Raw genomic sequence first — 25,050 nt, forward strand, 5'->3', positions numbered from 1 at the left:
CTTCTTGATGGAACCGCGAGGCGATAAACGAGTTTAGAGGAACAACCCAGGTCCTGGGCGAGCCCCTTCGGGGAATCTGACGCCGACTTTCATGATCTTGTTCCCCTCCATCAGGGCGATGGTCCACAGCGTGCTGTGCCATTCGATCTGGTCGCCCACCACCGGCGCGCCACCGACCTTCTGCCGAATGAACTGGGCCAGCGGCATCTTGCTGTCCAGGCCGTCGAGCTTGAGGCCGTACAGCGCTGCCACGGCGCCCAGCTCGGCGTCGCCTTCGAGCACGAAGTCGCCGAAAAAGCGCAGATCGAGGCCGCGGTGTGGCGCCTGGCTGAACAGTTTGCCCAGCGCCGGCAGATCGTGTTCGTGGCCGATCACGCAGAGCATGTCGTCGACCTGCAGCACGGTGCTGCCCGACGGGTGGAGCAGTTGTTCGCCGCGGAACAGCGCTGCGATACGCGTGCCTTCCGGCATTTTCAGCTCACGCAGGGCGGCGCCGATGCACCACTTTTCCGCGCCCAGGCGGTAGACGAACAGCTCCCACTCGCTGGTGATGTTGACCTCCAGCGCCGAGCGGGAAATCGGCGATGGATCAGGCGGTACGGTGACCTTCAGCAACTTGGCCATCCACGGCAGGCTGGTGCCCTGCACCAGCAGCGAAATCAGCACGATGAAGAACGCCAGGTTGAAGAACAGCTGCGCTTGCGGCAGCCCGGCCATCAACGGGAACACCGCCAGAATGATCGGCACCGCACCGCGCAGCCCCACCCAGGCGATGAAGCCTTTTTCGCGGGTGTGGAATGCCTTGAACGGCAGCAGCGCGGCGAACACCGACAGCGGCCGTGCGACCACGATCATCCACAGCGCCAGGGCCAGTGCCGGAACGGCGATCGGCAGCAGGTCGTGCGGGGTGACCAGCAGACCGAGCACCAGGAACATGCCGATCTGCGCCAGCCAGGCCATGCCGTCGAGCATGTGCAGAATGCCGTGGCGGCTGCGGATTGGCCGGTTGCCCAGCACCAGGCCACACAGGTACACGGCGAGGAAGCCGCTGCCGTGCAGGGCGTTGGTCAGGGAGAACACCACCAGGCCACCGGCGACCACCAGGATCGGGTACAGCCCGCTGGCCAGGTTGATGCGATTGACCATTTGCAGCATCAGCCAGCCGCCGCCCAGGCCGAGCAGGCCGCCGATGCCGAATTCACGCAGCAGGTGGCCGAGCAAGCCCCAGTGCAGGCCGGTCTGGTTGCTGGCGATCATGTCGATCAGGGTCACGGTGAGGAACACCGCCATCGGGTCGTTGCTGCCCGATTCGATCTCCAGGGTGGCGGTGACCCGCTCGTTGAGGCCCTTGCCGCCCAGCAGCGAGAACACCGCTGCGGCGTCGGTGGAGCCGACGATGGCGCCGATCAGCAGGCCCTGGATCAGGCTCAGGTCGAATAGCCAGGCGGCGACCATGCCGGTCAGCGCCGTGGTGATCAGTACCCCGACGGTTGCCAGCGACAGCGCCGGCCATAGCGCCACGCGGAAACTCGCCACCCGCGTGCGCAGCCCGCCGTCGAGCAGAATCACTGCCAGCGCGAGGTTGCCGACCAGGTAGGCGGTGGGATAGTTGTTGAAGATGATGCCGCCACCATCGACCCCGGCGACCATGCCGACGGCGAGAATGATGACCAGAATCGGGATGCCCAGACGCGAAGACAGCGAACTGACCAGAATGCTTGCACCCACCAGCAAAGCGCCGATCAAGAACAGGCTGTTGATGGTGCTTGCATCCAAAGGCGTGTACTCCAGGTGTTGCGGGGGGAAGCCGACCTGCCGGGGATTCAGCTAGCAGGTCGCGTGCCAATCGATTCTAACCTGATGAATTGGCTGGCTGTAAAGCGTTTCTATTGATGTCCCTGGGGGCGGTCCAATGCACCTGAAACCGCCCCACAGGTTCTGAGGCGGATCAGCCCTGCTTCACCTCACGCATCGCCTTGCCCTTCACCGGCGCGCCGTTGGCGACGTAGTACTGGGCGGTGCTGCGTGGCAGCGGGGTGCGGTTGCGGATCTTGTCGGCGATTTTCTCGGCGATCATGATCGTCGTGGCGTTGAGGTTGCCGGTGATGATGATCGGCATGATCGACGCATCCACCACACGCAGGCCCTGCATGCCGTGCACGCGGCCCTGGTTGTCGACCACGGCCATGTCGTCTTCGCCCATCTTGCACGAGCAGGATGGGTGGAACGCGGTCTCGGCGTGCTCGCGGATGAATTTATCCAGCTCTTCATCGGTCTGCACGTGCTCGCCCGGGCTGATTTCGCGGCCACGGTATGGGTCGAGCGCCGGCTGGGCCATGATTTCCCGGGTCAGGCGAATGCCGTCACGGAATTCCTGCCAGTCCTGCTCGGTGGCCATGTAGTTGAAGAGGATGCTCGGGTGCTGGCGCGGGTCTTTCGACTTGGCCTGCACGCGACCACGGCTGGGCGAGCGCATCGAACCCATGTGTGCCTGGAAGCCGTGTTCCTTGACGCCGTTGGAGCCGTTGTAATTGATCGCCACCGGCAGGAAGTGGTACTGGATGTTCGGCCAGTCGAACTCAGGACGGGTGCGGATGAAACCACCGGCCTCGAACTGGTTGCTGGCGCCGATGCCGGTGCCGTTGAACAGCCACTCGGCACCGATGGCCGGCTGGTTCCACCACAGCAGCGATGGGTACAGCGAAACCGGCTGGGTGCAGGCGTATTGCAGGTACAGCTCAAGGTGGTCCTGCAGGTTTTCACCGACGCCCGGCAGTTCGTGAACCACTGGAATATCCAGGCTTTCCAGCAGCGCACGCGGGCCGACGCCCGAGCGTTGCAGCAGTTGCGGCGAAGCGATGGCGCCGGAGCTGACGATCACTTCCTTGCGCGCACGAGCTTCGACACGCTCTTCGCTGTCGCCGACCAGGTAGGTCACGCCCACTGCGCGCTTGCCTTCGAACAGAATGCGGTCGCTCAGGGCATGGGTGACGATGGTCAGGTTCGAGCGCTTCTTGGCCTGGTCCAGGTAACCGCGAGCGGTGCTGGAGCGGCGGCCGTTCTTGGTCACCGAGCGGTCCATCGGGCCGAAGCCTTCCTGCTGGTAGCCGTTGAGGTCTTCGGTGCGCGGGTAACCGGCCTGCACGCCGGCTTCGACCATGGCGTGGAACAGCGGGTTGTTGCCGGCCTTGGGCGTTGCCACGCTGACCGGGCCGTCGCCGCCGTGGTAGTCGTTGGGGCCGATGTCACGGGTTTCGGCCTTGCGGAAGTAGGGCAGGCAGTCGAGGTAGGCCCAGTCTTCCAGGCCTGGCAGCTTGGCCCAGCCATCGAAGTCCAGGGCGTTGCCACGGATGTAGCACATGCCGTTGATCAGCGACGAACCACCCAGGCCCTTGCCGCGACCACACTCCATGCGCCGCCCGTCCATGTGCGGCTCGGGATCGGTTTCATAGGCCCAGTTGTAGCGACGACCTTGCAGCGGGAAGGCCAGCGCGGCAGGCATCTGGGTACGGAAGTCGAAACGGTAGTCCGGGCCACCGGCTTCGAGCAGCAGCACGCTGACATTGGCGTCTTCGGTCAGGCGTGTGGCGAGCGTGTTACCGGCCGAGCCGGCACCAACGATGATGTAGTCGTAATCCATGGGGGGGCTTCCTCCGGAAGCAGCTGCGAGCGTGTAGCTACAAGCGGCAAGTGGAAGCGCTTGTGCGTGGCTCGCAAGTGGATGATCCCTGCAAGGGCCGGTGGCCAACGCCGACCGGCTCTTTCTTGCAGCTTGTAGCTAGCGGCTAGCGGCTGCCTCTCAAAAGACCGAGGCGTAGTCGCCCAGCTCGACCTGTACCGACTTGATCCGGGTGTACTGCGCCAGGGAGCTGACGCCGTTCTCGCGGCCCACGCCCGACTGTTTGTAGCCGCCGACCGGCATTTCGGCTGGCGACTCGCCCCAGGCATTGATCCAGCAGATGCCGGCTTCGAGCTGGTGGATGATGCGGTGCGCGCGAGTCAGGTCGTTGGTGCACACGCCGGCGGCCAAGCCGTACTCGGTGTCGTTGGCGCGGCGGATGACTTCTTCCTCGGTCTCGTAGCTGAGAATGCTCATCACCGGGCCGAAGATTTCTTCCTGGACGATGGTCATGTCGTCGCGGCAGTCGGTGAACACGGTCGGTGCAACGAAGGCGCCCTTGGCGAATTCGCCTTCGGTCAGACGCTCACCGCCGCACAGCACACGGGCGCCTTGCTCTTTGCCCTTGGCGATGTAGCCGAGCACGCTTTCCATGTGGGCGAAGCTGACCAGCGGGCCGAAGTTGGTGTTGTCGTCTTCCGGGTTGCCGATGCGGATGCGCGCGACGCGCTCGGCGATCTTGGCTTCGAACTCGACTTTCAGCGACGCCGGGATGAACACGCGGGTGCCGTTGGTGCAGACCTGACCGGAGCTGTAGAAGTTGGCCATCATGGCGATGTCGGCGGCGCGATCGAGGTCGGCGTCGGCGCAGATGATCAGCGGCGACTTGCCGCCCAGTTCCATGGTCACTTCCTTGAGCGACGAGCTCGAAGCGCTGGCCATGACTTTCTTGCCGGTGGTGGTGCCGCCGGTGAACGAGATTTTCTCGATGCGCGGGTGCTCGGTCAGCCAGTTGCCAACTTCACGGCCGCTGCCGGTCAGGACGTTGAACACGCCATCGGGCAGGCCGGCTTCGGTGTAGATTTCGGCCAGTTTCAGGGTGGTCAGCGAGGTGACTTCCGACGGCTTGAAGATCATCGCGTTGCCAGCGGCCAGGGCCGGGGCGGATTTCCACAGGGCGATCTGGATCGGGTAGTTCCACGCGCCGATACCGGCGGTGACGCCCAGTGGCTCGCGGCGGGTATAGACGAAGGAGCTGTCGCGCAGGGGAATCTGCTCGCCTTCGATGGCCGGCACCAGGCCTGCGTAGTATTCGAGCACGTCGGCGCCGGTGACGATGTCGACGTAACGGGTTTCCGAGTACGACTTGCCGGTGTCGAGGGTTTCCAGCATGGCCAGCTCATCGTTGCGCTCGCGCAGGATGTCGACGGCGCGGCGCAGGATGCGCGAGCGCTGCATGGCCGTCATCGCTGCCCAGACCTTCTGGCCGCGCTCGGCGCTTTCTACGGCACGCTCGACGTCGGCTTCGGTAGCCCGCTGGACGTGAGCCAGGACTTCACCGGTCGCTGGGTTGATGGCTTCGAAGGTGGCATCGCTGCCGGCGTCGACGTAACCGCCATCGATGTAGAGTTTTTGCGTTCCGAAACGGGCCATAGTGTCCTCGCAAGTGCAATGTTTGATGTGGCTATGCGCGTCGCGCCTGTGCCGATTGGGCAATGGCTGCGCGCGGTTGTTCAGTCACGTGGGCATCACTGCCCGGGCGTTGCTGCTTAGCCAGTTGTAGATCCATGTATTCGTAAGCGATGCGTACCGCCTGCTCGGTGTCGAAGGCATCGCCCGACAGCGCACCGCGCAACCACAAGCCGTCGATCAACGCTGCCAGGCCGCGGGCGGCGCTGCGCGCCTCATCGAGCGGCAGCACCTGACGGAACTGGTAGCACAGGTTGGAATACAGGCGGTGGTCGTTGATCCGCTGCAACCTGTGCAAGGACGGCTGGTGCATGCTGGAGGCCCAGAAGGCCAGCCAGGTTTTCATTGCCGGGCCGGTGACCTGGCTGGCGTCGAAGTTGCCCTCGATGATCACTTGCAGCTGGGCACGGGGGCTGGTGTCCGTCAGTGCCTGGCGCCGGGCGATCACGCCTTCGTTGAGCATGTTCATGATGTAGCGCATCGTCGCTGCGATCAGGCCGTTCTTGTCCCGAAAGTAGTGACTGATGATGCCGTTCGACACCCCAGCGAGGCGGGCGATCAGCGCAATGCTGGCGTCTCCCAGGCCTACTTGATCGACCGCTTGCAGGGTGGCTTCGATCAACTGCTGGCGGCGAATGGGTTGCATACCGACCTTGGGCATCGTGCTATCTCCTCCAGGTCTGGCGAGCAGGCGACAGGCGTCTGACTCGGCGAAGACCAGTCTATTTTGTTTTGATTGAACGTTCAATCAATAAAGAATAAGCTCTGCGACAATTTGTGCCATTGACAGCTTTTCAGCCCCTCAAGCGGGCACGAATTGAAACCCCAGGAAGTCGTGAAGCCCCCGGAATACAAGGCGTTGACGGGTATGAGCGATGCACGAGTCAGATTCCGCCGAGCGGTCAAGCGACTGCCCGGCAAGCCTTCGGAGTGAGGTCGAGCCTGATTTTTTTGCAACGATTCGATTCGGGAGCACGATTTCCTTAGGTGCTTTTATAACACCTGAAGCAGTAGGGCTATTGCACCAATTGCTCGGGACAAGACTGATTAGCCTCCACCGCCGCACTCCGCCGGAGCATTCGTGCAATGAGTTCTGCCTCACTTACCAACCCCCCCGCCGAGAGGGTCCGGGTCAACCGCGTGGTGTTCTACACCTCGGCCTTGTTGATCCTCGTTCTGACTGCCTTGCTGATCGCTGTACCTGAAACCGCCGGCCGCGTGCTCGGCGTCGCCCAGTCCTGGCTCACCCGCAGCTTCGGCTGGTACTACATGCTGGTGATCTGCGGCTACCTGGTGTTCGTCATCTACCTGGCGTTTTCCGACTTCGGCAAGCTCAAGCTGGGCGGCAAGGACGACACTCCCGATTTCAGCTACGGCGCCTGGGCCGGCATGCTGTTCTCCTCGGGCATCGGGATTTCGCTGCTGTACTTCGGCGCCTCCGAGCCGCTGGACCACTATTTCAATCCGCCTGAAGGCACCCCGGCCAGCCTCGAAGCTGCCCGTGAAGGCCTGCAGCTGACCTTCCTGCACTGGGGCCTGCATGGCTGGGCGATCTACGCGCTGGTCGGCCTGGCGGTGGGCTACTTCGCCTACCGTCACAACCAGCCATTGGCACTGCGCTCGGCGCTGTACCCGCTGGTCGGTGAGCGCTGGGTCAAGGGCGCGGCGGGCAATGCCGTGGACATCTTCGGCATGTTCGTCACCCTGCTGGGTCTGGTGACCAACCTCGGCATCGGCTCGATGCAGGTGGCCTCGGGCCTGGAATACCTGTTCGGCATGGACCACAGCAAGACCAACCTGCTGGCGGTGATCCTGACCATGGCGTCGGTGGCGACCATCGCCGCGGTGTCGGGTGTGGAGAACGGCATCCGCCGCCTCTCGAACCTCAACATCGCGCTGTTCAGCGGCCTGTTGATCTTCGTGCTGCTGGGCGGCGAGACCCTGCACCTGCTCAATGGCTTCGTGCAGAACGTCGGTGATTACCTCAACGGCTTCGTGCTGAAAACCTTCGACCTCTATGTGTATGAGGGCGATGGCGCCAAGTCGGAGCGCTGGCTGGGGCTGTGGACGGTGTTCTACTGGGCCTGGTGGATTTCCTGGGGCCCGTTCGTGGGCATGTTCATCGCGCGTATTTCCAAAGGCCGCACGGTGCGCCAGCTGGTCTGTGGCGTGCTGCTGATTCCGCTGGGCTTCACCCTGGCCTGGCTGTCGATCTTCGGTAACACCGCGCTGGACTTGGTGATGAACCAGGGCGCCGTGGAGCTGGGGCGTACCGCCGTCGAGCAGCCGTCGATGTCGATCTACCAACTGCTGGAATACTTCCCGGCGGCGAAGATCGTCATCGGTGTGGCGATCTTCGTCGGCTTCGTGCTGTTCCTCACCCCTGCCGATTCGGGTGCGGTGATGATGGCCAACCTCTCGTGCAAAGGCGGCAAGGTCGACGAAGACGCCCCGCACTGGATGGTGGTGTTCTGGTCGGTGGTGATCACCCTGGTGACCATCGGCCTGCTGTTCGCCGGCAATTTCGAAGCCATGCAGACCATGGTGGTGCTGGCCGGCCTGCCGTTCTCGGTGGTGCTGGTGCTGTTCATGTTCGGCCTGCACAAGGCCATGAAGCAGGATGTGGCCATCGAGCAGGAACGCGCCGAACTGGCCGCCCGTGGCCGTCGCGGTTTCAGCGAGCGCCTGACCCAGCTGGAGCTGGAGCCGACCCAGGCCATCGTCCAGCGTTTCATGGACAAGCAGGTCAGCCCGGCGCTGCGTGAAGCCGCCGAGTGCCTGCGCGCACAAGGCTTCGAGGTGGAAACCCGGCTCGGTCAGTCACGCAACATGATGGGCTTGCGGGTGCTGATGGAAGAAGGTAACCCGTTCGTCTACGAAGTGAGCCTGGACGGCTACCTGGCTGCACCCGGTGAAGCACCGGCCGAGGGTGAGGAGGAGGTGCGTCAGCGCTTCTACCGTGCCGAGGTGTACCTGCACGATGGCAGTCAGGAGTACGACCTGATGGGCTTTGTCCCCGAGCAGATCGTGCGCGACGTGCTCGACCAGTTCGAGAGCCATCGCCAGGTGCTGGGCCGGGTCTACAGCTAAGCCCAGCGGCGCCCCGTCCGCGGGGCGCTCAGCGATTGCGGTAGACGCCGTTGCGACCGTGGCCGGCCATAGCCCGGTTGCTGCGCTCGGCGATCATCTGTTTGATCGGAATCCATTCGATGCCCTGGCTCTTGAGCCGGGGCAGCTGTTTTTCCAGCACTTCCAGGGTTTGCGGATACGGATGGCCGATCATCACCGCAGAGCCTTGCTTGCGCGCCAGCTCGATGGCCACCTGCAATTGCCCGGCAATCGCCTCTGTGGTGCGCACGTCATCGAGGAACACATCCCGCGACACATGCGCCAGGCCGATGTCCTGGGCCTTGGCGGCGGCCACCGTGGCGGCGCTGGTGCGGCTGTCGACGAAGAACAGGCCACGCTGTTGCAGTTCGCCCATCAACCAGGCCATGGCCGCCGGCTGCGAGGTCATGCGGCTGCCCATGTGGTTGTTCACGCCTGCGGCGAACGGCACCTTGGCGAGCGCGGCGTCCAGGCGCTGGGCGAGGGTCGGCAGCGGCACGTCGGGGTGCCAGGCATAGGGGCCGGTGGCCGGGTCCATGGGCATGTGCAAAATCACCGTCTTGCCGGCCTTGTGCGCCTGGCGGGCGAAATCGCTGGCATGCGGGGTGTCGGGCATGATCGCGAGGGTGACCGGGCCGGGCAGGGCGAGGGTGCGTGCGTCGCGCTCGGTGTTCTGACCGAGGTCGTCGATGATCAGGCTCAGGTAGGCTTTGGGAGGCTGGGCCGATGCCGCAGTCGCGACACCAGCCAGCAGGCAGAACAGGGCACAGCGCAGTACAGACATGGGCGGCTCAGTCGCCCTTGGTCACGTTCAGCCCTTTGAGCAGGCTCAAGGCCTGGCTCAGCTGGAAGTCGCCATCCTGCGGGCGTTCCTTGCGTGCGGTGCTGCTGGTGGGACGGTCGGCGCCGCCGTTGCCGTTGCCCAGGTGGCCCTTGAGGTCGGCTTCCTTGAAGTTCTCGCTGTCGTCGTCGGTGGTCAGCTTGCCGGAGCGCACTTCGATGTCCGGAACGATGCCCTGGGCCTGAATCGAACGGCCATTGGGGGTGTAGTACAGCGCGGTGGTGAGCTTCAGCGCACGGTCGTTGTTCAGCGGCAGTACGGTCTGCACCGAGCCTTTGCCGAAGCTGTCGGTGCCCATCAGCACGCCACGCTTTTGATCCTGCAGGGCGCCGGCGACGATTTCCGAGGCCGAGGCACTGCCACCGTTGATCAGCACCACCAGCGGTACGCCTTCGCTGGCATCGGCAGGATCGGCCGAGAAGCGCAGTTCGGAATTGGCGATACGGCCCTTGGTGTAGACGATCAGGCCTTTGGTCAGGAAGTGGTCGGCCACTTCCACCGCCGACTGCAACACCCCGCCTGGGTTGTTGCGCAGGTCGAGAATCAGGCCGCGCAGCTTCTTGCCGTTGTCCTTGCGCAATTTCGCCAGGGCCTTGCCGACTTCCTCGCCGGTCTTGACCTGGAACTGGGTGATGCGGATGTAGCCATAGCCGCTTTCCAGCAACTGGCTCTTCACGCTTTTCACCTGGATGACCGCACGGGCCAGGGTCACGTCGAACGGGTTGCCGCCGTCGCGCACCAGGGTCAGGGTGATTTTCTGGCCGATCTTGCCGCGCATCTTGTCCACCGCCTCGGACATGCTCTGGCCGCGGGTGGGGGCGCCGTTGATCTTGAGGATCAGGTCGCCGGCCTGGATACCGGCACGCGAGGCCGGGGTGTCGTCGATGGGCGAAACCACCTTGACGAAACCATCCTCCATGCCGACTTCGATGCCCAGGCCGCCAAACTCGCCGCTGGTGCTTTCCTGCAGCTCCTGGAAGTCTTCCGGGCCGAGGTAGGCCGAGTGCGGGTCGAGGTTGCTGAGCATGCCCTTGATGGCATTTTCCAGCAGGGTCTTGTCGTCCACGGGTTCGACGTAGGCGGCCTTGATGCGGTCCATCACCTCGGCGAAGGTGCGCAGTTCGTCCAGCGGCAGAGGTGCGTTGGCCGTCACTTCCGTGGCCGGCACGGCGGCGCCCTTGGCGGGCTGCGCAGCAGTGGCCAGGGGGGCGCTGACCACCAACGCGACGGTCAGGGCCAACTGGGTGAGGCGGGGCGAGTGCAGCATGTCGAACGAACTCCTGATCCTGATCCTTGTGACGCTCCAGACGGGAGCCTCGGTGCAGCCCTTGCCGGCGCTACGCCAAATAGACGTTGAACAGCCTAACCGCGACACCATTGCGCAGGATCGGCGGGCCGACCTTGCTGGCGAATGGCGAAGTACAGCCCAGCGCTTTCCTGGCCGCCACTGTCGCCGACGGTGGAAATACTGTCGCCAGCCTTGACGATATCGCCCGCACGCGTGAGCAGGCTCTGGTTGTGCCCGTACAGGCTCAGGTAACCGTTGCCGTGGTCGAGAATGACCAGAAGCCCGGCGCCGCGCAACCAATCGGCGAACACCACGCGCCCGCCATGCACGGCGCGTACCTGGGTGCCGGGCGAGGCGCTGATCATCACCCCATCCCACTTGGCACGCGAGTCGCCACCGCGGGCATCGCCGAAGCGTGCCAGCAATCGACCATTGACAGGCCAAGGAAGTTTTCCGCGGGCCGCAGAAAAAGCGCCGCCATAGTTCGCGCCATCGCTGGATACCACCGGGCCGAGCGGCCTGCGCGGCGCGACGGGGGCGTCTTCGACCGGCGCCGGGGGCGACGGGGTGGCGCCGCGGGCTTTGTCTGCCTCGGCGCGCGCCAGGGCTTCCTGCTGACGGCGGCGCTCGGCTTCCTGTTGCGCCAACAGCGCCTTCTGCCGCGCTTCTTCGGCTTCGCGGGCCTGGCGCGCCAGGGTTTCCTCGATGGTCTTGAGCACCTGGGCGAGGTCGGCCTGATCCTGCTGGCGGGCTTGCAGCGCCTGGTTGCGCTGCTTGAGGTCGCCGTTGATCTTGGCCAGCACCTGACGGCGCTCGTTGCGCACGGTTTCCAGTTCCTGTCGGCGGCTGTCGAGGTTGCCGCGCTGGGCCAGCAATTGCGCCTGCTGGCGGGAGATGTCTTGCTCCACGGCAGCCAGCTGGCGCAGGGTTTCGTTGAAGGCGCGCAGTTGTTCGAGGCGCGCCTTGCTCAGGTAGTCGTAGTAGGTGAGGGTGCGGGCGAATTTCTCGGGGTTCTGCTGGTTGAGCAGCAGCTTGAGGTATTCCTCGCGGCCACTCTGGTAGGCCGAACGGGCCTGGATGGCAATCAGTCGTTGTTGTTCAACGCGGGCGCTCTGGAGTTTTTTTTTCTCGGAATCAAGGCGCTCCAGTTCGCCCTCGGTCTTTTTTAGTTGTTGTTGCAGGGCCTCCACCTGCTTCTCCAGCGTGCCGATTTCGGTTTCGGTGGTTTGCAGGTCTTTCTGCACGCCGGCTTTTTCCGCCTGGATCTTGCCGAGCATCTTCTGCAACTCGGCGATGTCCTTGCGGGTGGCGTCCAGCTGCTGCTGGGTTTGCGCGCGCTCGTCGGCGAAGGCCGGGCTGAGCAGGCACGACAAGGCGAGGGGTAGGAGAGCACGAAGCATGAGGTTGGGCGTACCAGGGATGAGAATCGACCTAGTATGCCCATCCGGGGCAGCAAAAAAAACGCCCCGGCGTCTCGACGGCGGGGCGTTGGTCTGGAATGCGCCGGACGATCAGGCGTCGAGCAGGATCGAGGTGCCGGTCATTTCTTCTGGGATTGGTAGGCCGAGCAAGGTCAGCATGGTCGGCGCCACGTCCGCCAGCACGCCACCTTCACGCACTTTCAGCGCACGCTTGCCGATATAGATGAACGGCACCGGCTCGGTGGTGTGCGCGGTGTGCGCCTGGCCGGTGCATTCATCTTCCATCTGCTCGACGTTGCCGTGGTCGGCCGTCAGCAGCGCTTCGCCGCCCACTTTGTCGAGCGCCTCGACGATGCGCCCGACGCAGGTGTCCAGGGCTTCCACGGCCTTGACCGCGGCGTCGAACACGCCGGTGTGGCCGACCATGTCGCCGTTGGCGTAGTTGACCACGATGACATCGAAGCGCTGCTGCTCGATGGCCTCGACGATGCGGTCGGTGACCTGCGGCGCGTTCATCTCCGGTTGCAGGTCGTAGGTGGCGACCTTCGGCGATGGAATCAGAATGCGCTCTTCGCCTTCGAACGGCTCTTCACGACCGCCCGAGAAGAAAAAGGTCACGTGGGCGTACTTTTCCGTTTCGGCGATGCGCAGTTGGGTCTTGCCGTGCTTGGCCAGGTATTCGCCGAGGACGTTGTTCAGGCTGGCCGGGGCGAAGGCTGCCGGGGCCGGAATTTTCGCCGAGTACTGGGTCAGGCCAATGAAGGCGGCCACTTTCGGCAGGCGCGCACGGGGGAATTCGTTGAAGTCTGGCTCGACGAACACACGCGACAGCTCGCGGGCACGGTCGGCGCGGAAGTTCATGAATACCACGGCATCGCCGTCCTCGACCTTGACCGCATCACCGATGCGCGTGGCCTTGACGAATTCATCGCTCTCGTCGCGTGCGTAGGCCGCTTCCAGGCCCGCGACGGCGGTGGCGGCGCTGTAGTCGGCGACGCTGTCGACGATCAGGTCGTAGGCGGCGCTGACGCGGTCCCAGCGGTTGTCGCGGTCCATGGCGAAATAGCGGCCAATGAGGCTGGCGATGCGGCCCTTGCCAAGCTTGGCGAAGGTGCTGTCGAGCAGTTCCAGCGACGCTTGCGCGCTACGCGGCGGAGTGTCGCGGCCATCGAGGAAGGCGTGCAGGTAGATCTTTTCGGCGCCGCGCTGGGCGGCCAGTTCGGCCATGGCCACCAGATGGTCCTGGTGGCTGTGCACACCACCGTCGGAGAGCAGGCCGAGAATGTGCACAGCCTTGCCCGCCTTCGCGGCGCTGTCGACGGCGCCGGTGAGCACCGGGTTGGTGAAGAACTCGCCGTCACGAATGGCTTTGGTGACGCGGGTGAAGTCCTGATACACCACCCGGCCGGCGCCGAGGTTCATGTGACCGACTTCAGAGTTGCCCATCTGCCCGTCGGGCAGGCCGACATCCATGCCTGAACCGGAAATCAGACCATGGGGCTGAGTCGCCAGGAGGCGGTCGTAGACCGGCGTGTTGGCGGCGAAGATGGCGTTGTACTCAGGGCTTTCGCTGTGACCGAAACCATCGAGGATGATCAGGACCAGGGGTTTAGGCGTGCTCGTCATCAATCCCACTCACGGTTGCTGAAAATGATAAAGACCCGCATTTTAGGGCAAATCGTTCCGCGACTGCGAATAATCCTCAGTGCCGCCGGGCGGCATGCCTACAGCCTGGAGATGAAAGCGCCTCACCGCTGGCCGGCCGGGCTGTGGCGGGCCTGAGGCGGTGTGTATACTGGCCGGCATTTTCACTCGCTTGGAACAGCCCTGATGGTTGAGAAATTGCTGCAATTTGCCACGGATAACCTTCTTCTGGTGGCGATCTTCGTGGTTCTGCTGGTGTTGCTGTTGCTCAACGAAATGCGCCGCGGTGGCAAGAGCCTGAGCAACGGCCAACTGACCGCACTGGTCAACGCCGACAAGGCCGTGGTCATCGACGTGCGCCCGAGCAAGGAGTACGCCGCCGGGCATATCGTCGGCGCGCTGAACATCCCCCACGACAAACTGCTGGGCCGCGTTGGCGAACTGGAAAAATACAAGGGCAAGACCCTGATTCTGGCCGACACCATGGGCCAGCAGGCCGGCGCCCTGTGCCGCGAACTGCTCAAATCCGGCTTCGACGCCGCCCGGCTCAGCGGTGGCGTTTCCAGCTGGAAAGCCGATAACCTGCCACTGGTGAAGTAATCATGAAGAGCGTCATCGTCTACTCCAGCGACTATTGCCCCTACTGCATGCGCGCCAAGCACCTGCTCAACAGCAAAGGTGTCGACTTCGAGGAAATCAAGGTCGACGGCAAGCCGCAAGTGCGCGCGGAAATGAGCCAGAAGGCGGGCCGCACCTCGGTGCCGCAGATCTGGATCGGCAGTACCCACGTCGGCGGCTGCGATGAGCTCTTCGCCCTGGAGCGTGCGGGCAAACTCGACCCGCTGCTGCAGTCCTGATCCACGCCGTATCCACTCGTTAAGCCATAGGATTTGTCATGACCGAGCAACAGAACAGCGGCGCTGCCGCCGCCGACGACACCTCACCTCAGTTCTCCATGCAGCGCATCTACGTGCGCGACCTGTCGTTCGAAGCGCCGAAAAGCCCGGCGATCTTCCGTCAGCAGTGGGAGCCGAGCGTCGCCCTTGACCTCAACACCAAGCAGAAGGCTCTGGACGGCGACTTCCACGAAGTGGTGCTGACCCTGTCGGTCACCGTCAAGAACGGTGACGAAGTGGCCTTCATCGCCGAAGTGCAGCAGGCCGGTATCTTCCTGATCAAGAACCTCGACGCCGCTTCGATGAGCCACACCCTCGGCGCGTTCTGCCCGAACATCCTGTTCCCGTACGCCCGTGAAACCCTCGACAGCCTGGTGACCCGTGGTTCGTTCCCGGCGCTGATGCTCTCGCCGGTCAACTTCGACGCCCTGTACGCCCAGGAAATGCAGCGCATGCAGGAAGCTGGCGAAGCGCCTGCCCTGCAATAAGCCCGTTGCGGTCGTGAAGCGCCCTGCGGGGTGGTGATGTCAGGCCGGCTCGTTCTCGAACCAATCCCCTCCCCGTGCAGGAGCGGATTTATCCGTGAACAGCCTCAAGCGTCTCGACAGCATCCCCCAAGGGCGCTTTTTCATGCCCGCCGCTCAGGCGAAGCCCTGCTGACGCCACGCCTCGTAGACCGTCACCGCCACCGTGTTGGACAGGTTCAGGCTGCGGCAGCCCGGGCGCATCGGCAGGCGCAGACGTTGCTCGGCGGGCAGGCTGCCCAGCACCTCGGCCGGCAGGCCGCGGCTTTCCGGGCCGAACAGGAAGGCATCGCCCGGCTGATACGCCACCTCGTGAAACGGGTGAGACGCTTTGGTGGTGAAGGCGAACAAGCGCGGCCGACCGAGGCTGTGCAGACACGCCTCGAGGCTGGCATGGCGCTGCAAGGTGGCGTATTCGTGGTAGTCCAGGCCGGCGCGACGCAGGCGTTTGTCGTCCAGTTCGAAGCCCAGCGGCTCGATCAGGTGCAAATGGCAGCCGCTATTGGCGCACAGCCGAATGATGTTGCCGGTGTTCGGTGGAATCTCAGGTTGAAACAGGATGACGTGGAACATGCACGGCCCCAGGCAAGAAGAGGATGAGCATTCTACCCTCGAACCCGACCCCCGTCCGAAGGCGCGCCGACGCATGCTGCTGTCGCTGGTGCTGTTCGGCCTGCTGGTGGGGTTGATGATCGGCCGTCTGACCACCACCCCGCCCAGCCAGCTCGAGCAGATCGAAGTGGTCGAAGCGGGCCTTGACCTGTGGTTCGACCACCCGCCGAAACTGCACGGTGAGCACGTCCAGGGCACGCTGGCGCTGCTGTTCGATGCGCAAGGCAAGGCCGCGCGGGGGCAATTGCAGATGGCCGGCAAGCCGGTGGCGTGGCGGGTGCAGCGGGCCGACAAAGGCTTGTTGCTGACCCTGGTGGCGGCCCGCCCCCTGCGCGGTAGCTGGACCGCTGCAGAGGAAGAGGCTGGACGCTGGCGAGTGCAGGTGAGACTGCACGAATAAAAGAGGGGATATCCCGGCCTGCCTGTACCGAGGTCCCCAAAAGGGGTTGGTGAGCGGTTTCGATCACCTGTACAGGAGTTATTGCAGGTGCCGTGCCAACTTCTCCAATCCCCTGTTTTCGCGGGTTTGCAGGTAGTTCAGTGCCCAGCATGCCGACGACCCTGCCTCTGTGCGGTGCAGCCGGCACAGGATCGGTGCACCGCGCCTCAGCGGTGCCGCGGCAGGTCGCGGCGCAGATCGCTTAAGTAAGGAAACCCCTTGCGCCCCTCCAGCACCCGCTCACGCTGCACATCGGCCAGCAACTGACAGGGCGAGTGCCCGGCCATCGCTAGCAGGCTGCCATCCGGGCCGACGATGCTGCTCTGCCCGCAATAGTGAATGTCGTCCTCGGCGCCGCAGTAGTTGGCGTATACCAGATAGCACTGGTTCTCCTGGGCGCGGGCGCGCACGGTGACCTGGCAGATGAAGTCGTAGGGCGTCATGTTCGCCGTCGGCACCACGATCAGCTCGGCGCCGGCCAAGGCCAGCTGCCGGGCGTTCTCGGGGAATTCGATGTCGTAGCAGATCAACAACCCGAGCTTGAAACCGTTCAGCTCGACCACCGGGCAGTGCTGGCTGCCGGCGCTGAACTGGGCCCGGTCCAGCTCACCGAACAGGTGGGTTTTGCGGTAGTTGGCCAGCCGCTGGCCGTGGGCGTCGATCAACTGCACGCTGTTGTACAGCGCGCCATCCTCGCCACGCTCGGGATAGCCGTAGACCACCGCCAGGGCATGCGTTCGGCACAGCTGCGCCAGCGCCTCGGCCGCCGCGCCGTCCGCGGCTTCGGCCAGACGCTGCACGGCAGCCTGGCCGATGTTGTAGCCGCTGAGGAACATCTCCGGACACACCAGCAACTCGGCGCCGCATTGCGCCGCCAGCGCGGCCTGCTGGCCCAGGCGTTGCAGATTGCCCGCAACGTCCAGCGGCTGGGGCGATCCTTGATACACGGCGATGCGCATGCTCTTGCACCTGTCAGTCGGGCAGGGCGATGGGGCCGATCTCGTCGAACACATCCCCCGGGCCAGGGTTGTCAGCCGCAGTACGGCCACCGAAGTGGTGGAGAATACCCCACACCGCATTCAGCGACGTTTGCACCGCGCCTTCGACCCACGCCGGGGTCCACGATACGTCGTCGCCGGCGAGGAACAGCCCGCGCTGCTCCGCCGGCAGACGGTCCTGCATGAAATGCGCGTACATGCGCTGGTTGTAGCGGTAGTGGCCGGGCAGCGCGCCCTTGAAGGCGCCGAGGAAGTACGGGTCGGACTCCCAGGAAATGCTGATCGGGTCACCGATGATGTGCCCGGCGATGTCGGTCTTCGGGTAGATCTTCTTCAGCGCCTCCAAGGCCAGCTGCACGCGCTTCTCGGTCGGGTGTGGAAGCATCTTCAGGGCGTCGCTCATCCACGCATACGACAGGCAGATCACCCCCGGCTTGTCGTCGCCGTTGTCGAACAGGTAGGTACCGCGAGTAAGGCGATCGGTGAGGGTCATGCTCAAAAGGTCGCGACCGGTTTCCGGGTCTTTGTCTTTCCAGAAGGGGCGGTCGACCATGACGAAGGTCTTCGACGCCTGCATGTAGCGGGTGCGGTCCAGCGCCATCCACATCTTCTGCGAGAACAGGCTTTCTTCGCAGTCGATCTGCGTGGTCAGCAGCCAGCTCTGACAAGTGACCAGTACTGCGGCGTAGTGCCGGGCAGTGCCCCACATGTCGGTGACGGCCAGCAGGCCATCGGCCGCGCGGGCGATACGCTTGACCCCGCTGCGCGGTGCACCGCCGTGCAACGAGCTGAGGCTGGTGCCGGCCGGCCAGTGCGCGCAACGTTCTGGCACGTGGCGCCACAGGCGCTGCGGCACCTGCTCGACGCCACCGACCACCAGGTGCTGATGATCGTCGCAGTTGGTCATAACCACGCGGAAGATTTCCAGCATGGAATTGGGGAAGTCCGAGTCCCAGCCGCCGGTACCGAAGCCCACCTGACCGAACACCTCACGGTGCAGGAAGCTCAGCTTGGCGAAGGCCTTCGAGCTGGCGACGAAGTCATAGAAGGTGCGGTCGTCCCACAGCGGCACCAGCTCGTTCCACAGCGCTTTGAGCCTGGCTACGTCACGGTCGCGGATGGCCTGCTGAATCTCGCCGAAACGCGCACCGTCTTCCAGCGCATCAGCCCAGGCTTCGGCGACTTCGTTGAACAGCGCCGGCAGGTCGGTGGCGTTCTGCGCGTAGTAGGTCTGGCCTTCAAGGTCGATGACCGTACTGCCCGAGGCCGGTGTCAGCGGATTGGGGAACGGTTTGGTTTCCAGACCAAGCTTGTCGACATAGTGGTAGAACGCCGTCGATGACACCGGAAAGCGCATGCCGCCCAGCTCGGCGACGATGCCGTCGGTGCCGTTGAACGGCTGCGAGCGCAGCCGCCCGCCGAGCTTGGACGCCTCGTACACCACAGGTTTCAAGCCCAGCTTCATCAGCTCGTAGGCCGCCACCAACCCGGCGATCCCGGCTCCGACGATGGCCACTTCTTCCCCGTGGCGCTCAGATGGGACACTGCCCAGCCCTGCCGGGTGCTCAAGCCAGTCATCGAAGGCAAAGGGGAAGTCCGGGCCGAAGATGGTGATAGGCGCTTTGCCGTCGTCGGGATGGCGATTGTGCTTGTTCATGCGCTGACCCTGGTGTGGCTCGTGGCGTCGAGCCTGAGTATAGGAAATGCCTGAGGGTCAGTTTAGAGAGCGGTCTTGTCGTAATTAAGACGCAGAGTGCCGACGTTTCGACCACTTGCTCGTCATAGTGACGAATCTGCCAGCACTTTCGCCGAGTCAGCCGCGATCAACCTTGTTGCTGAGAATGATCGACGTGGTGGTTTTTTCAACGCCCGGTACGCTGCCGATCTGATCGAGCAACTGATCGAGCTGCTCCGGCGAGTCGCTGCGCAACCAGGCGACATAGTCGAATTCGCCACTGACCGTGCACAGCTGCTGTACCTGGCCCATGGCGCTGAGGCGTTTGACCACCTCCTTGCCTGCGCGCGATTGCACTTTGATTCCGACGTACGCCTGCAAGCCACCGTCCGTGAGGCGTTGGCCCAGGCGTACGCCATAGCCGGTGATGACCTGCGCCTGCTCGAGACGCGCCAGCCGCGAATTGACCGTGGTACGCGCGATCCCCAACTGGCGGGCAAGGTTGGCGACGCTCTCACGGGCGTTGATCTGCAACAGCTCGATCAGACGACGGTCGGTGTCATCCAGGGTCACGGGGCGCAGGGGCGACATGGCTCGGCTCTATGGAGGTGGACGGCCAGACTAGCCAGCCCTGTGCGCCCAGAGCAAGACGGCCGTCATTTGCTGCGGGCGGTTTTTGTAGTCTCAGGCTCGGGTCGGTATCATCCGCGCCTATCCGCCGACCGGGCGCCAGCAACAGGTACACAGGGTTGAGCAAGATCCATTTCGATGTCGACGCCGTCTATTGCATCTCGCTGGATGCCCGTGACGACCGTCGCGAGTTGTTCCGTCAGGGCATCGCCAGCCAGATGAGCAACCCGGTGATCTTTCACGTTGTCGAGCGCGCCAGCGATCCGCGGCAAGGCTGTTACGAATCCCATCAGCAGCTGGCCCGACTGGCGTTGGACAAAGGCTTCGCGCGCATTCTGGTGTTCGAAGACGACGCCCAGGCCTACCCGCTCAAACCCGGCCAGGTCGACTGGATCAACCGCTTCATGCGCGGCCAGCCATTCCAGGCCCTGCATCTGGGCTACAGCATGGGCAAGACCTGGCTGACCTGGTTCCCGTTCATCGCCCGCGGCCGCGTGGTGGCGCTGCATGCTTACGTGCTGTCGCGCGAAGGCTGTCAGATTCTGGCCGACACGCCGTACGAAGGCATGCCGGTCGACGTGCTGTTCAAGAAACGTATCCGCCAGCACTGCGTGTTCCCGATGATGTACCGCCAGCTTCCCGCCGAGGTGGCCGGCAGCGACCTGGAAACCGTGGTGCGCAACGAAGACGAGTGGTGGGCGCGCAACTGGCGCAAGCATTGGCTATCGCCGCTGAAGAACTTCTGGCGCACGGTGCTGCGCCTGGGTTTCTGAGCCCTTGCCGATTGCGCTGCGAGCGAACCGAACGATCTCGCCGACCCCCGGTCAGTTTCCCTGGCTGGCTCTAGGCTATACGTAGCAATTCCTACAGAATGCGACGAACCGGCTGTATCGCCGGGCTGACCAAGCACGGCCAGGCATCGTCAACAAGGAATGCACGACATGTATAAAAGCAAGGATCTGAGCCAGCTGGAAATCGATGGGGTGTTCTGCATCAGCCTGCGCGAACGCACCGACCGCCGCGCGCTGCTCGAGGCCGAATTTCTCGGCAGCGGCCTGAACATCGAATTCCTCATCGTCGACCGCGACGCCCACAGCCCCGAGCGCGGCTGCTTCACCTCCCACGTCAGGTGCGCCGAACTCGCCCTCGAACGCGGCTACCGCCACGTGCTGATTCTCGAAGACGACGCCACGCTGATGCAGTTCCAGTCCGTGCAGGTGCAGCAGATCAACGCCTTCCTGCGCCGCCGCGACCCCGAACAGCTCTACCTCGGCGCCAACCTCGGCAAGGTCTGGCTGACCTGGAACCTGGGCATCGCCCGCGTACGCGCCAAAGGCACCCACGCCTACATCCTCTCCACCGCCGGCTGCCACCGCCTGCTCAGCCACGCCCCCTACAGCGGCGTGGCCATCGACAAGATCTACTGCAAGCACTTCAAGGGCTACATGTCCTTCCCCATGCTCAGCCAACAACAACCCGAAGAAATCGCCCCCAGCGACGTCCTCGCCGCCCGCTCCACCGACGGCACCAGCCCCGACGCCGACTTCTGGAAAGGCAACTGGCGGCGGCAGTACACCGAGGCTTTCAGGAATATTGGCAAGACGGTGTTGCATCGGGATTTGTAGGGGGGCGCCTGACGGCTTCTGGCGCTCGACCTGCCTCAATACGCTTCGAACCTGCCCAGCAGAGCCATTGCCTTGTTGGCTTTCATAGCACGCCTTTAGAATGGCCGGCCCTCGCAAGGCAGGAAACACTATGTGGTTCATGAATAAAAAAACGCTCAGTGCCGAGCAGGCGACTGCGCTCCATGAGCAGGCCTGGGCAGCGTTTCGCGAGCAGGATCTGGACACCGCGCAGGAGTGCTTCCAGACCCTTGCCAAGGCGTGTCCCGCCGACGCACGCTGGATGAATGGGGTTGGCGCGGTGAGCCTGGCACGTGACGATCGCGCCGGTGCCCGCCGACACTTCCAGAAGGCCGCCGATCTTGATTATCCCGGCAGCCACTACAACCTCGGCGTCATGGCCTACCAGGACGGTAATCACGACGTCGCCCGCCGACACTTTCTCAGGGCTGCCGAGCACGATTATCCAGGCAGCCACTACAACCTCGGAACCATGGCCTTCCAGGAGGGTGACCACGACACCGCCCGGCAATACTTCCAGCAAGCCGCCGAGTACGATTGTCCTCGCAGCCACTTCCATCTTGGCAGCATGGCCTACCAGGATGGCGATCACGATGCCGCCGTCGAGCACCTCAACAACGCCGTGCGCCACGATCACCCGGAGGCGCTGAACCTGCTCGGCGACGTCCATCTGCATGCCGAGCGCTATCCGCAGGCTGAGCAGGCCTACCGGCGCGCGGCCGAGTTGGGCAATGTCGACGGCTACAACAATCTTGGCCTCCTGTACTTGCAGCTCGAAGACTATCAGCAGGCCAAGCAGGCCTTGTTGCAGGCACTGGAATCCGACCACGTCTACGCCCAGCACAACCTGGCTGTGGCCTATCACCGCCTGGGCGAACTCGAGCAGGCCGAGCGCTGGTACCTGATCTCCTTCTCTCTGCACGGCAACCTGCAGTCGCTGGAGAACCTTGGGCATGTCTATGGCGACAGCGGGCGTGAGGCCGAGGGCCAGGCGCTGGTCGCGGCCTCCGACAAGCTCTACGAAGATCAGCCTCTCAACGATTACGAGCAGGCGTTGATCGACCGGTTGCTGGCCTGAGGACGGTATCTGGCGTGTTTGCCCCAGAAACACAAAAGCCGCGCATTCGCGCGGCTTTGACGTTGGTGGGCCCACACGGACTCGAACCGTGGACCAAAGGATTATGAGGGAGCTGCTTTGAAATTTCAGGCGCTTTCTTGAATTGTCGGTAGCCTCTCTAGCTCCCGTATTTGCTAGGTTTGAGGTTGCGTAGTATTTCAGCAGCTTTCCTTGTCTTTAGCCGAAGTGTTGAGCATAGTGTTGAGCATTTCACGGGAGGAATTATGGCTAAGTACAGTGACTCTGCTTTGCGCGGCTGGAAGCGGAGCGGTTCGATCCGGAAACCTGGAGCCAAGGAAGCATCTCCCGCGCGGACATTGTCAGAGGGGCTGCAGGAGCGTGGCGCCGGTAGTCTCCTGCTGGAGCGGCGAGAGACAGGAACGGTGGAGGTGTATTTCGGCTGGCGAGCGGGCGGATCTCAGAAGCGCATCAAACTCGGCGCTTTGTTCGACATCGCACCGGATGGCAGCGAGCGCGGCATCTCATACTGGCGTGCTGAAGCTGAGCGAGTATCTGCGGAGGTACGGGAGCACGGCGGCCTCCAGGAGCGCGCTCACTATCAGGCCCAGGCCGTTGCGGCCGCAGTTCAACGCGCAGCTGAGGAGGCTGCACGAGGGACCTTTCGTCATCTGTTCGAAGATTATGTCGCAGACCGCCGAGGGAAGGTTCGCGAGGACCAGATCGCGGAGTTCGAGAGGATCCTGAAAGTCGATCTTGGCCGCTTCCCTCAGCTTCTCAAGCTGCCCGCCAAAGATATCGGCCCGCAGCATATTCGCCAGGTGCTCGAACCGATCTGGGAGCGCAACGCGCGCCGGCAAGCTGCGAAGGTCCGTAGCTTCCTGCGGGCAGCATTCGCATATGGGCTCCGAGCGGAGCACGCGCTCGGACGTGCCAGCGGTAAGTCGTTCGGATTGCTGCAGAACCCGGTCGATGCTGTGTCAGTCCCAGACGATTCCCGGCCCGGCACGCGAGCCCTTACCGAGCAGGAGCTGGCGCACTTCTGGCAAACCGTAGAGACGGCAGATGGCGTCGGCCCAGTTGTCGCGCGGCTACTGAAATTCATCGTCGCGACCGCCGGCCAACGAGTTGAGCAAGTTATGCGCGAGCCCTGGTCATCTTTCGACGAAGATGCCAGAACGATGCGTTTGATTGATGCGAAAGGCCGCGGAGGCGTCAGAAGAACTCACCTTGTCCCTCTGACGGATGCTGCCATGAAGATACTCAAGGAAGTTCGGGAGATAAACCCGTCTAGCAATTGGCCTTGGTCTACAACTGGGAAAACGCCTATCTCGGTTACGACGCCGGTTCACGCAATTGCGAAGTGGCGTCAAACGAACGGAGTACTCGACGGCAGGAATGTTGAGCACTTTACCCCGCGTGACCTGCGGCGAACTTGCGCGCAGGTGATGCAGCGAGCGGGAGTTGATGATCGTGCCTCGGATCTTCTCCAAAGCCATGGGGTGAGTGGTGTGGTTGCAGCCCACTATCGCAACGACCCGGCGGGTTATCTGCCGGCAAAGCGCGCGGCATTGGAGGTCTTTGATGCAGAGCTGCAACGGATTCTGACCGCCCGGACCGCCTAGGCGTGACCGTTCGTCGGATGAAACGTCGATAAACAAGAATTTCGCGTTGCTCAAATTTGAATAAGCGAACAATGGCATTCGGGCAATTAAAGGCATTGATCATTTTTGATGCATGGACGAGGGTCTAGCGCCAATTAAACATCCAAGCATAATGAGCTCACCTGAAGGGCTTTGAAACGTATAGGAAGCCCCAGAAGATCCCCGAAATTTCACTAGGTGAGCTTTATGCATCCAACAATCTCGGAAACTTGGCAGCCCGCCAGTTTCTTCCACGAGCGCTATAAAATTAGCGGTGCAACTTGGTGGCGGCTGTCCAAAAAAGAGAACTTCCCGACGCCTATCCGTATTGGACGGCGTGTTCGCTGGAATGTTGCCGAATGCGACGGCTACTTCTTGGCGACCCGCGGTTAGTCAGAACTTCAACTATGTACAGGCCGCTCCCCTGTAGGTGACGGCCCTGGAGGTTTCCATGCGGTACCAGTTCCCCGAAGTTAACTTTCCGCTCCCGACCCCCTCGGGCGTCGATCCAGCCATTGCTCGCAGGGAAGTTCAGCAGCGCAACACAGCCCCCACCGGCCAGCCCTCGCAGAAACACCGCACTGAGATGATTGCCCACGGCGTCGTGGAGAGAAGCGGCTGCTACATCGAAAGCTCCATAGTCGGCCTGGTCATCCGCCGCGCCCACTCTGGCGAGGTGGTCGGCAAAGGCTTCTCCAGCTTCGATGAGGTGGTCGCAGCTGCAGAGCGTGGCGAGTTCGCCGAGGAGGAGCGCCATGCCTAACCTCCTCGAAGGCAACCCGGAGTTCACCCGCGAGCTGATCAACGCTGCCAGGCGCATCGCAAAGGCGCACGGCCACACCATGCGCAAGCCAAGTGGCAGGATGTCCCTGCATGAATGGGGAATGGGCTTCTTCAGGTTGACCGATGCTGACGGCAACATAGTCGCTGGGGCGCGGCACGAGCTGACGCCACGCGCTGTGGCGAAGTTCTACGGGGCGGAGCTGTGAGCGCCCTGGCGGCCCTGTGCCGCGATCTGCGCACCCTCACCCCTGGCCAGCTCCTGATCGTCACCCTGACGCCGCTGGGAGCCTTCGCGCTAGGCTGCGCGGCCATCTTTCCCGGCCGTTTCTTCGCCTGACAATACAACCACCCATGAAAAAGCCCCACCGAGATCACTGGACCTGGTGGGGCTGGGGTGCTGGCGATGAGCGGCACCAGCAGGACTGCTTCACTCGACGCAATCCGCATTCAAATGATGCGCTCACGACTTCGGCAGACGCGAGCAGACCGGGCAAAAAGAGCCCGCTCCAATGATCAGACTGG

23 protein-coding genes and 1 pseudogene are annotated in these 25,050 nt (G+C 63.4%); 12 read left to right on the forward strand and 12 right to left on the reverse strand.

Annotated features, from left to right (window positions below):
• Positions 1-33: 33 nt before the first annotated feature.
• From H618_RS0114175 to betI, 4 genes are all read right to left on the reverse strand, one after another.
• Entirely contained in the window at positions 34-1,776 is a 1,743-nt protein-coding gene (locus H618_RS0114175; RefSeq protein WP_028695687.1) for a potassium/proton antiporter, read from the reverse strand.
• A 172-nt stretch (positions 1,777-1,948) separates the two neighbouring features.
• Positions 1,949-3,640, reverse strand: a complete 1,692-nt coding sequence (betA, locus tag H618_RS0114180; RefSeq protein ID WP_028695688.1) for a choline dehydrogenase — start codon at positions 3,638-3,640, stop codon at positions 1,949-1,951.
• A 159-nt stretch (positions 3,641-3,799) separates the two neighbouring features.
• The gene (gene betB, locus H618_RS0114185; RefSeq protein ID WP_028695689.1) at positions 3,800-5,272 is read right to left on the reverse strand and encodes a betaine-aldehyde dehydrogenase; all 1,473 of its coding nucleotides are present in this window, start codon (positions 5,270-5,272) and stop codon (positions 3,800-3,802) included.
• Between the two features lie 31 nt (positions 5,273-5,303).
• Positions 5,304-5,969, reverse strand: a complete 666-nt coding sequence (betI, locus tag H618_RS0114190; protein WP_028695690.1) for a transcriptional regulator BetI — start codon at positions 5,967-5,969, stop codon at positions 5,304-5,306.
• A gap of 482 nt (positions 5,970-6,451) precedes the next feature.
• On the opposite strand from betI, the pseudogene H618_RS0114195 reads away from it, so the two are divergent.
• Both H618_RS0114195 and H618_RS23020 read left to right on the forward strand, forming a co-directional pair.
• A pseudogene (locus H618_RS0114195) lies at positions 6,452-7,995 on the forward strand (BCCT family transporter); the annotation flags it as partial.
• A gap of 46 nt (positions 7,996-8,041) precedes the next feature.
• Complete coding sequence (locus H618_RS23020) at positions 8,042-8,398, forward strand: hypothetical protein (protein ID WP_211232362.1); 357 nt, start codon at positions 8,042-8,044, stop codon at positions 8,396-8,398.
• 28 nt (positions 8,399-8,426) lie between these two features.
• On the opposite strand, the gene H618_RS0114200 is transcribed toward H618_RS23020, so the two are convergent.
• The 4 genes from H618_RS0114200 to gpmI all read right to left on the reverse strand — a co-directional run bounded on the left by H618_RS0114200 (position 8,427) and on the right by gpmI (position 13,592).
• Positions 8,427-9,200 (reverse strand): divergent polysaccharide deacetylase family protein, encoded by a 774-nt coding sequence (locus H618_RS0114200; RefSeq protein WP_028695692.1) that lies wholly within the window; start codon positions 9,198-9,200, stop codon positions 8,427-8,429.
• Positions 9,201-9,207: 7 nt separating this feature from the next.
• Complete coding sequence (locus tag H618_RS0114205; protein WP_028695693.1) at positions 9,208-10,524, reverse strand: S41 family peptidase; 1,317 nt, start codon at positions 10,522-10,524, stop codon at positions 9,208-9,210.
• 95 nt (positions 10,525-10,619) lie between these two features.
• Positions 10,620-11,945, reverse strand: coding sequence for a murein hydrolase activator EnvC family protein (locus H618_RS0114210; RefSeq protein WP_028695694.1), 1,326 nt, complete (start codon positions 11,943-11,945; stop codon positions 10,620-10,622).
• 111 nt (positions 11,946-12,056) lie between these two features.
• Positions 12,057-13,592 (reverse strand): 2,3-bisphosphoglycerate-independent phosphoglycerate mutase, encoded by a 1,536-nt coding sequence (gene gpmI, locus H618_RS0114215; protein ID WP_028695695.1) that lies wholly within the window; start codon positions 13,590-13,592, stop codon positions 12,057-12,059.
• A 204-nt stretch (positions 13,593-13,796) separates the two neighbouring features.
• On the opposite strand from gpmI, the gene H618_RS0114220 reads away from it, so the two are divergent.
• The 3 genes from H618_RS0114220 to secB are packed head-to-tail and all read left to right on the forward strand — an operon-like array spanning position 13,797 to position 14,994.
• Positions 13,797-14,210, forward strand: a complete 414-nt coding sequence (locus H618_RS0114220; protein WP_028695696.1) for a rhodanese-like domain-containing protein — start codon at positions 13,797-13,799, stop codon at positions 14,208-14,210.
• Between the two features lie 2 nt (positions 14,211-14,212).
• Positions 14,213-14,467: a glutaredoxin 3 gene (grxC, locus tag H618_RS0114225; protein ID WP_028695697.1), complete on the forward strand. Its 255-nt coding sequence runs from the start codon at positions 14,213-14,215 to the stop codon at positions 14,465-14,467.
• Positions 14,468-14,505: 38 nt separating this feature from the next.
• Positions 14,506-14,994, forward strand: coding sequence for a protein-export chaperone SecB (gene secB, locus H618_RS0114230; RefSeq protein WP_028695698.1), 489 nt, complete (start codon positions 14,506-14,508; stop codon positions 14,992-14,994).
• A 153-nt stretch (positions 14,995-15,147) separates the two neighbouring features.
• Here the strand turns inward: secB and trmL are convergent, their stop codons facing one another.
• Positions 15,148-15,603 carry a tRNA (uridine(34)/cytosine(34)/5-carboxymethylaminomethyluridine(34)-2'-O)-methyltransferase TrmL gene (trmL, locus tag H618_RS0114235; protein WP_028695699.1) on the reverse strand — a complete coding sequence of 152 codons (456 nt, stop codon included), beginning with the start codon at positions 15,601-15,603 and terminating at the stop codon, positions 15,148-15,150.
• Between trmL and H618_RS0114240 the strand changes: the two genes are divergently transcribed.
• Positions 15,602-16,042 (forward strand): hypothetical protein, encoded by a 441-nt coding sequence (locus tag H618_RS0114240; RefSeq protein ID WP_028695700.1) that lies wholly within the window; start codon positions 15,602-15,604, stop codon positions 16,040-16,042. The two genes, trmL and H618_RS0114240, sit on opposite strands and share 2 nt — an antisense overlap.
• Before the next feature lie 206 nt (positions 16,043-16,248).
• On the opposite strand, the gene H618_RS0114245 is transcribed toward H618_RS0114240, so the two are convergent.
• From H618_RS0114245 to H618_RS0114255, 3 genes are all read right to left on the reverse strand, one after another.
• Positions 16,249-17,040, reverse strand: a complete 792-nt coding sequence (locus H618_RS0114245) for a carbon-nitrogen hydrolase family protein (RefSeq protein ID WP_028695701.1) — start codon at positions 17,038-17,040, stop codon at positions 16,249-16,251.
• 13 nt (positions 17,041-17,053) lie between these two features.
• Complete coding sequence (locus H618_RS0114250) at positions 17,054-18,736, reverse strand: flavin monoamine oxidase family protein (RefSeq protein ID WP_028695702.1); 1,683 nt, start codon at positions 18,734-18,736, stop codon at positions 17,054-17,056.
• 156 nt (positions 18,737-18,892) lie between these two features.
• Complete coding sequence (locus H618_RS0114255) at positions 18,893-19,345, reverse strand: Lrp/AsnC family transcriptional regulator (protein ID WP_028695703.1); 453 nt, start codon at positions 19,343-19,345, stop codon at positions 18,893-18,895.
• A 158-nt stretch (positions 19,346-19,503) separates the two neighbouring features.
• On the opposite strand from H618_RS0114255, the gene H618_RS0114260 reads away from it, so the two are divergent.
• The 6 genes from H618_RS0114260 (at position 19,504) to H618_RS0114285 (ending at position 24,734) form a co-directional block, all read left to right on the forward strand.
• Positions 19,504-20,157 (forward strand): glycosyltransferase family 25 protein, encoded by a 654-nt coding sequence (locus H618_RS0114260; protein ID WP_028695704.1) that lies wholly within the window; start codon positions 19,504-19,506, stop codon positions 20,155-20,157.
• A gap of 168 nt (positions 20,158-20,325) precedes the next feature.
• Positions 20,326-21,009, forward strand: coding sequence for a glycosyltransferase family 25 protein (locus H618_RS0114265; protein ID WP_028695705.1), 684 nt, complete (start codon positions 20,326-20,328; stop codon positions 21,007-21,009).
• A 139-nt stretch (positions 21,010-21,148) separates the two neighbouring features.
• Entirely contained in the window at positions 21,149-22,105 is a 957-nt protein-coding gene (locus H618_RS0114270) for a tetratricopeptide repeat protein (RefSeq protein WP_245586782.1), read from the forward strand.
• 263 nt (positions 22,106-22,368) lie between these two features.
• Positions 22,369-23,727 (forward strand): tyrosine-type recombinase/integrase, encoded by a 1,359-nt coding sequence (locus H618_RS0114275; RefSeq protein ID WP_081673779.1) that lies wholly within the window; start codon positions 22,369-22,371, stop codon positions 23,725-23,727.
• Between the two features lie 469 nt (positions 23,728-24,196).
• Positions 24,197-24,508, forward strand: a complete 312-nt coding sequence (locus H618_RS0114280; RefSeq protein WP_028695708.1) for a hypothetical protein — start codon at positions 24,197-24,199, stop codon at positions 24,506-24,508.
• On the forward strand, positions 24,501-24,734 hold the full coding sequence (locus tag H618_RS0114285; protein WP_028695709.1) for a hypothetical protein: 234 nt from the start codon (positions 24,501-24,503) through the stop codon (positions 24,732-24,734). Before H618_RS0114280 ends, H618_RS0114285 begins: the two co-directional genes overlap by 8 nt.
• The last annotated feature ends 316 nt before the right edge of the window (positions 24,735-25,050 follow it).

Source organism: Pseudomonas cremoricolorata DSM 17059 = NBRC 16634 (assembly GCF_000425745.1).
GTDB lineage: Bacteria > Pseudomonadota > Gammaproteobacteria > Pseudomonadales > Pseudomonadaceae > Aquipseudomonas > Aquipseudomonas cremoricolorata.

Excerpts from the sequence above, each read along its gene's own strand:
- H618_RS0114270 (WP_245586782.1), top strand. The coding sequence starts at position 21,149 with ATGAATAAAAAAACGCTCAGTGCCGAGCAGGCGACTGCGCTCCATGAG.
- secB (WP_028695698.1), top strand. The coding sequence starts at position 14,506 with ATGACCGAGCAACAGAACAGCGGCGCTGCCGCCGCCGACGACACCTCA.
- H618_RS0114245 (WP_028695701.1), bottom strand. The coding sequence starts at position 17,040 with ATGCGCATCGCCGTGTATCAAGGATCGCCCCAGCCGCTGGACGTTGCG.
- gpmI (WP_028695695.1), bottom strand. The coding sequence starts at position 13,592 with ATGACGAGCACGCCTAAACCCCTGGTCCTGATCATCCTCGATGGTTTC.
- H618_RS0114205 (WP_028695693.1), bottom strand. The coding sequence starts at position 10,524 with ATGCTGCACTCGCCCCGCCTCACCCAGTTGGCCCTGACCGTCGCGTTG.
- grxC (WP_028695697.1), top strand. The coding sequence starts at position 14,213 with ATGAAGAGCGTCATCGTCTACTCCAGCGACTATTGCCCCTACTGCATG.
- H618_RS0114275 (WP_081673779.1), top strand. The coding sequence starts at position 22,369 with ATGGCTAAGTACAGTGACTCTGCTTTGCGCGGCTGGAAGCGGAGCGGT.
- betA (WP_028695688.1), bottom strand. The coding sequence starts at position 3,640 with ATGGATTACGACTACATCATCGTTGGTGCCGGCTCGGCCGGTAACACG.
- betB (WP_028695689.1), bottom strand. The coding sequence starts at position 5,272 with ATGGCCCGTTTCGGAACGCAAAAACTCTACATCGATGGCGGTTACGTC.
- H618_RS0114265 (WP_028695705.1), top strand. The coding sequence starts at position 20,326 with ATGTATAAAAGCAAGGATCTGAGCCAGCTGGAAATCGATGGGGTGTTC.
- H618_RS23020 (WP_211232362.1), top strand. The coding sequence starts at position 8,042 with ATGGACAAGCAGGTCAGCCCGGCGCTGCGTGAAGCCGCCGAGTGCCTG.
- betI (WP_028695690.1), bottom strand. The coding sequence starts at position 5,969 with ATGCCCAAGGTCGGTATGCAACCCATTCGCCGCCAGCAGTTGATCGAA.
- trmL (WP_028695699.1), bottom strand. The coding sequence starts at position 15,603 with ATGTTCCACGTCATCCTGTTTCAACCTGAGATTCCACCGAACACCGGC.
- H618_RS0114280 (WP_028695708.1), top strand. The coding sequence starts at position 24,197 with ATGCGGTACCAGTTCCCCGAAGTTAACTTTCCGCTCCCGACCCCCTCG.
- H618_RS0114240 (WP_028695700.1), top strand. The coding sequence starts at position 15,602 with ATGCACGGCCCCAGGCAAGAAGAGGATGAGCATTCTACCCTCGAACCC.
- H618_RS0114200 (WP_028695692.1), bottom strand. The coding sequence starts at position 9,200 with ATGTCTGTACTGCGCTGTGCCCTGTTCTGCCTGCTGGCTGGTGTCGCG.
- H618_RS0114255 (WP_028695703.1), bottom strand. The coding sequence starts at position 19,345 with ATGTCGCCCCTGCGCCCCGTGACCCTGGATGACACCGACCGTCGTCTG.
- H618_RS0114285 (WP_028695709.1), top strand. The coding sequence starts at position 24,501 with ATGCCTAACCTCCTCGAAGGCAACCCGGAGTTCACCCGCGAGCTGATC.
- H618_RS0114220 (WP_028695696.1), top strand. The coding sequence starts at position 13,797 with ATGGTTGAGAAATTGCTGCAATTTGCCACGGATAACCTTCTTCTGGTG.
- H618_RS0114210 (WP_028695694.1), bottom strand. The coding sequence starts at position 11,945 with ATGCTTCGTGCTCTCCTACCCCTCGCCTTGTCGTGCCTGCTCAGCCCG.
- H618_RS0114250 (WP_028695702.1), bottom strand. The coding sequence starts at position 18,736 with ATGAACAAGCACAATCGCCATCCCGACGACGGCAAAGCGCCTATCACC.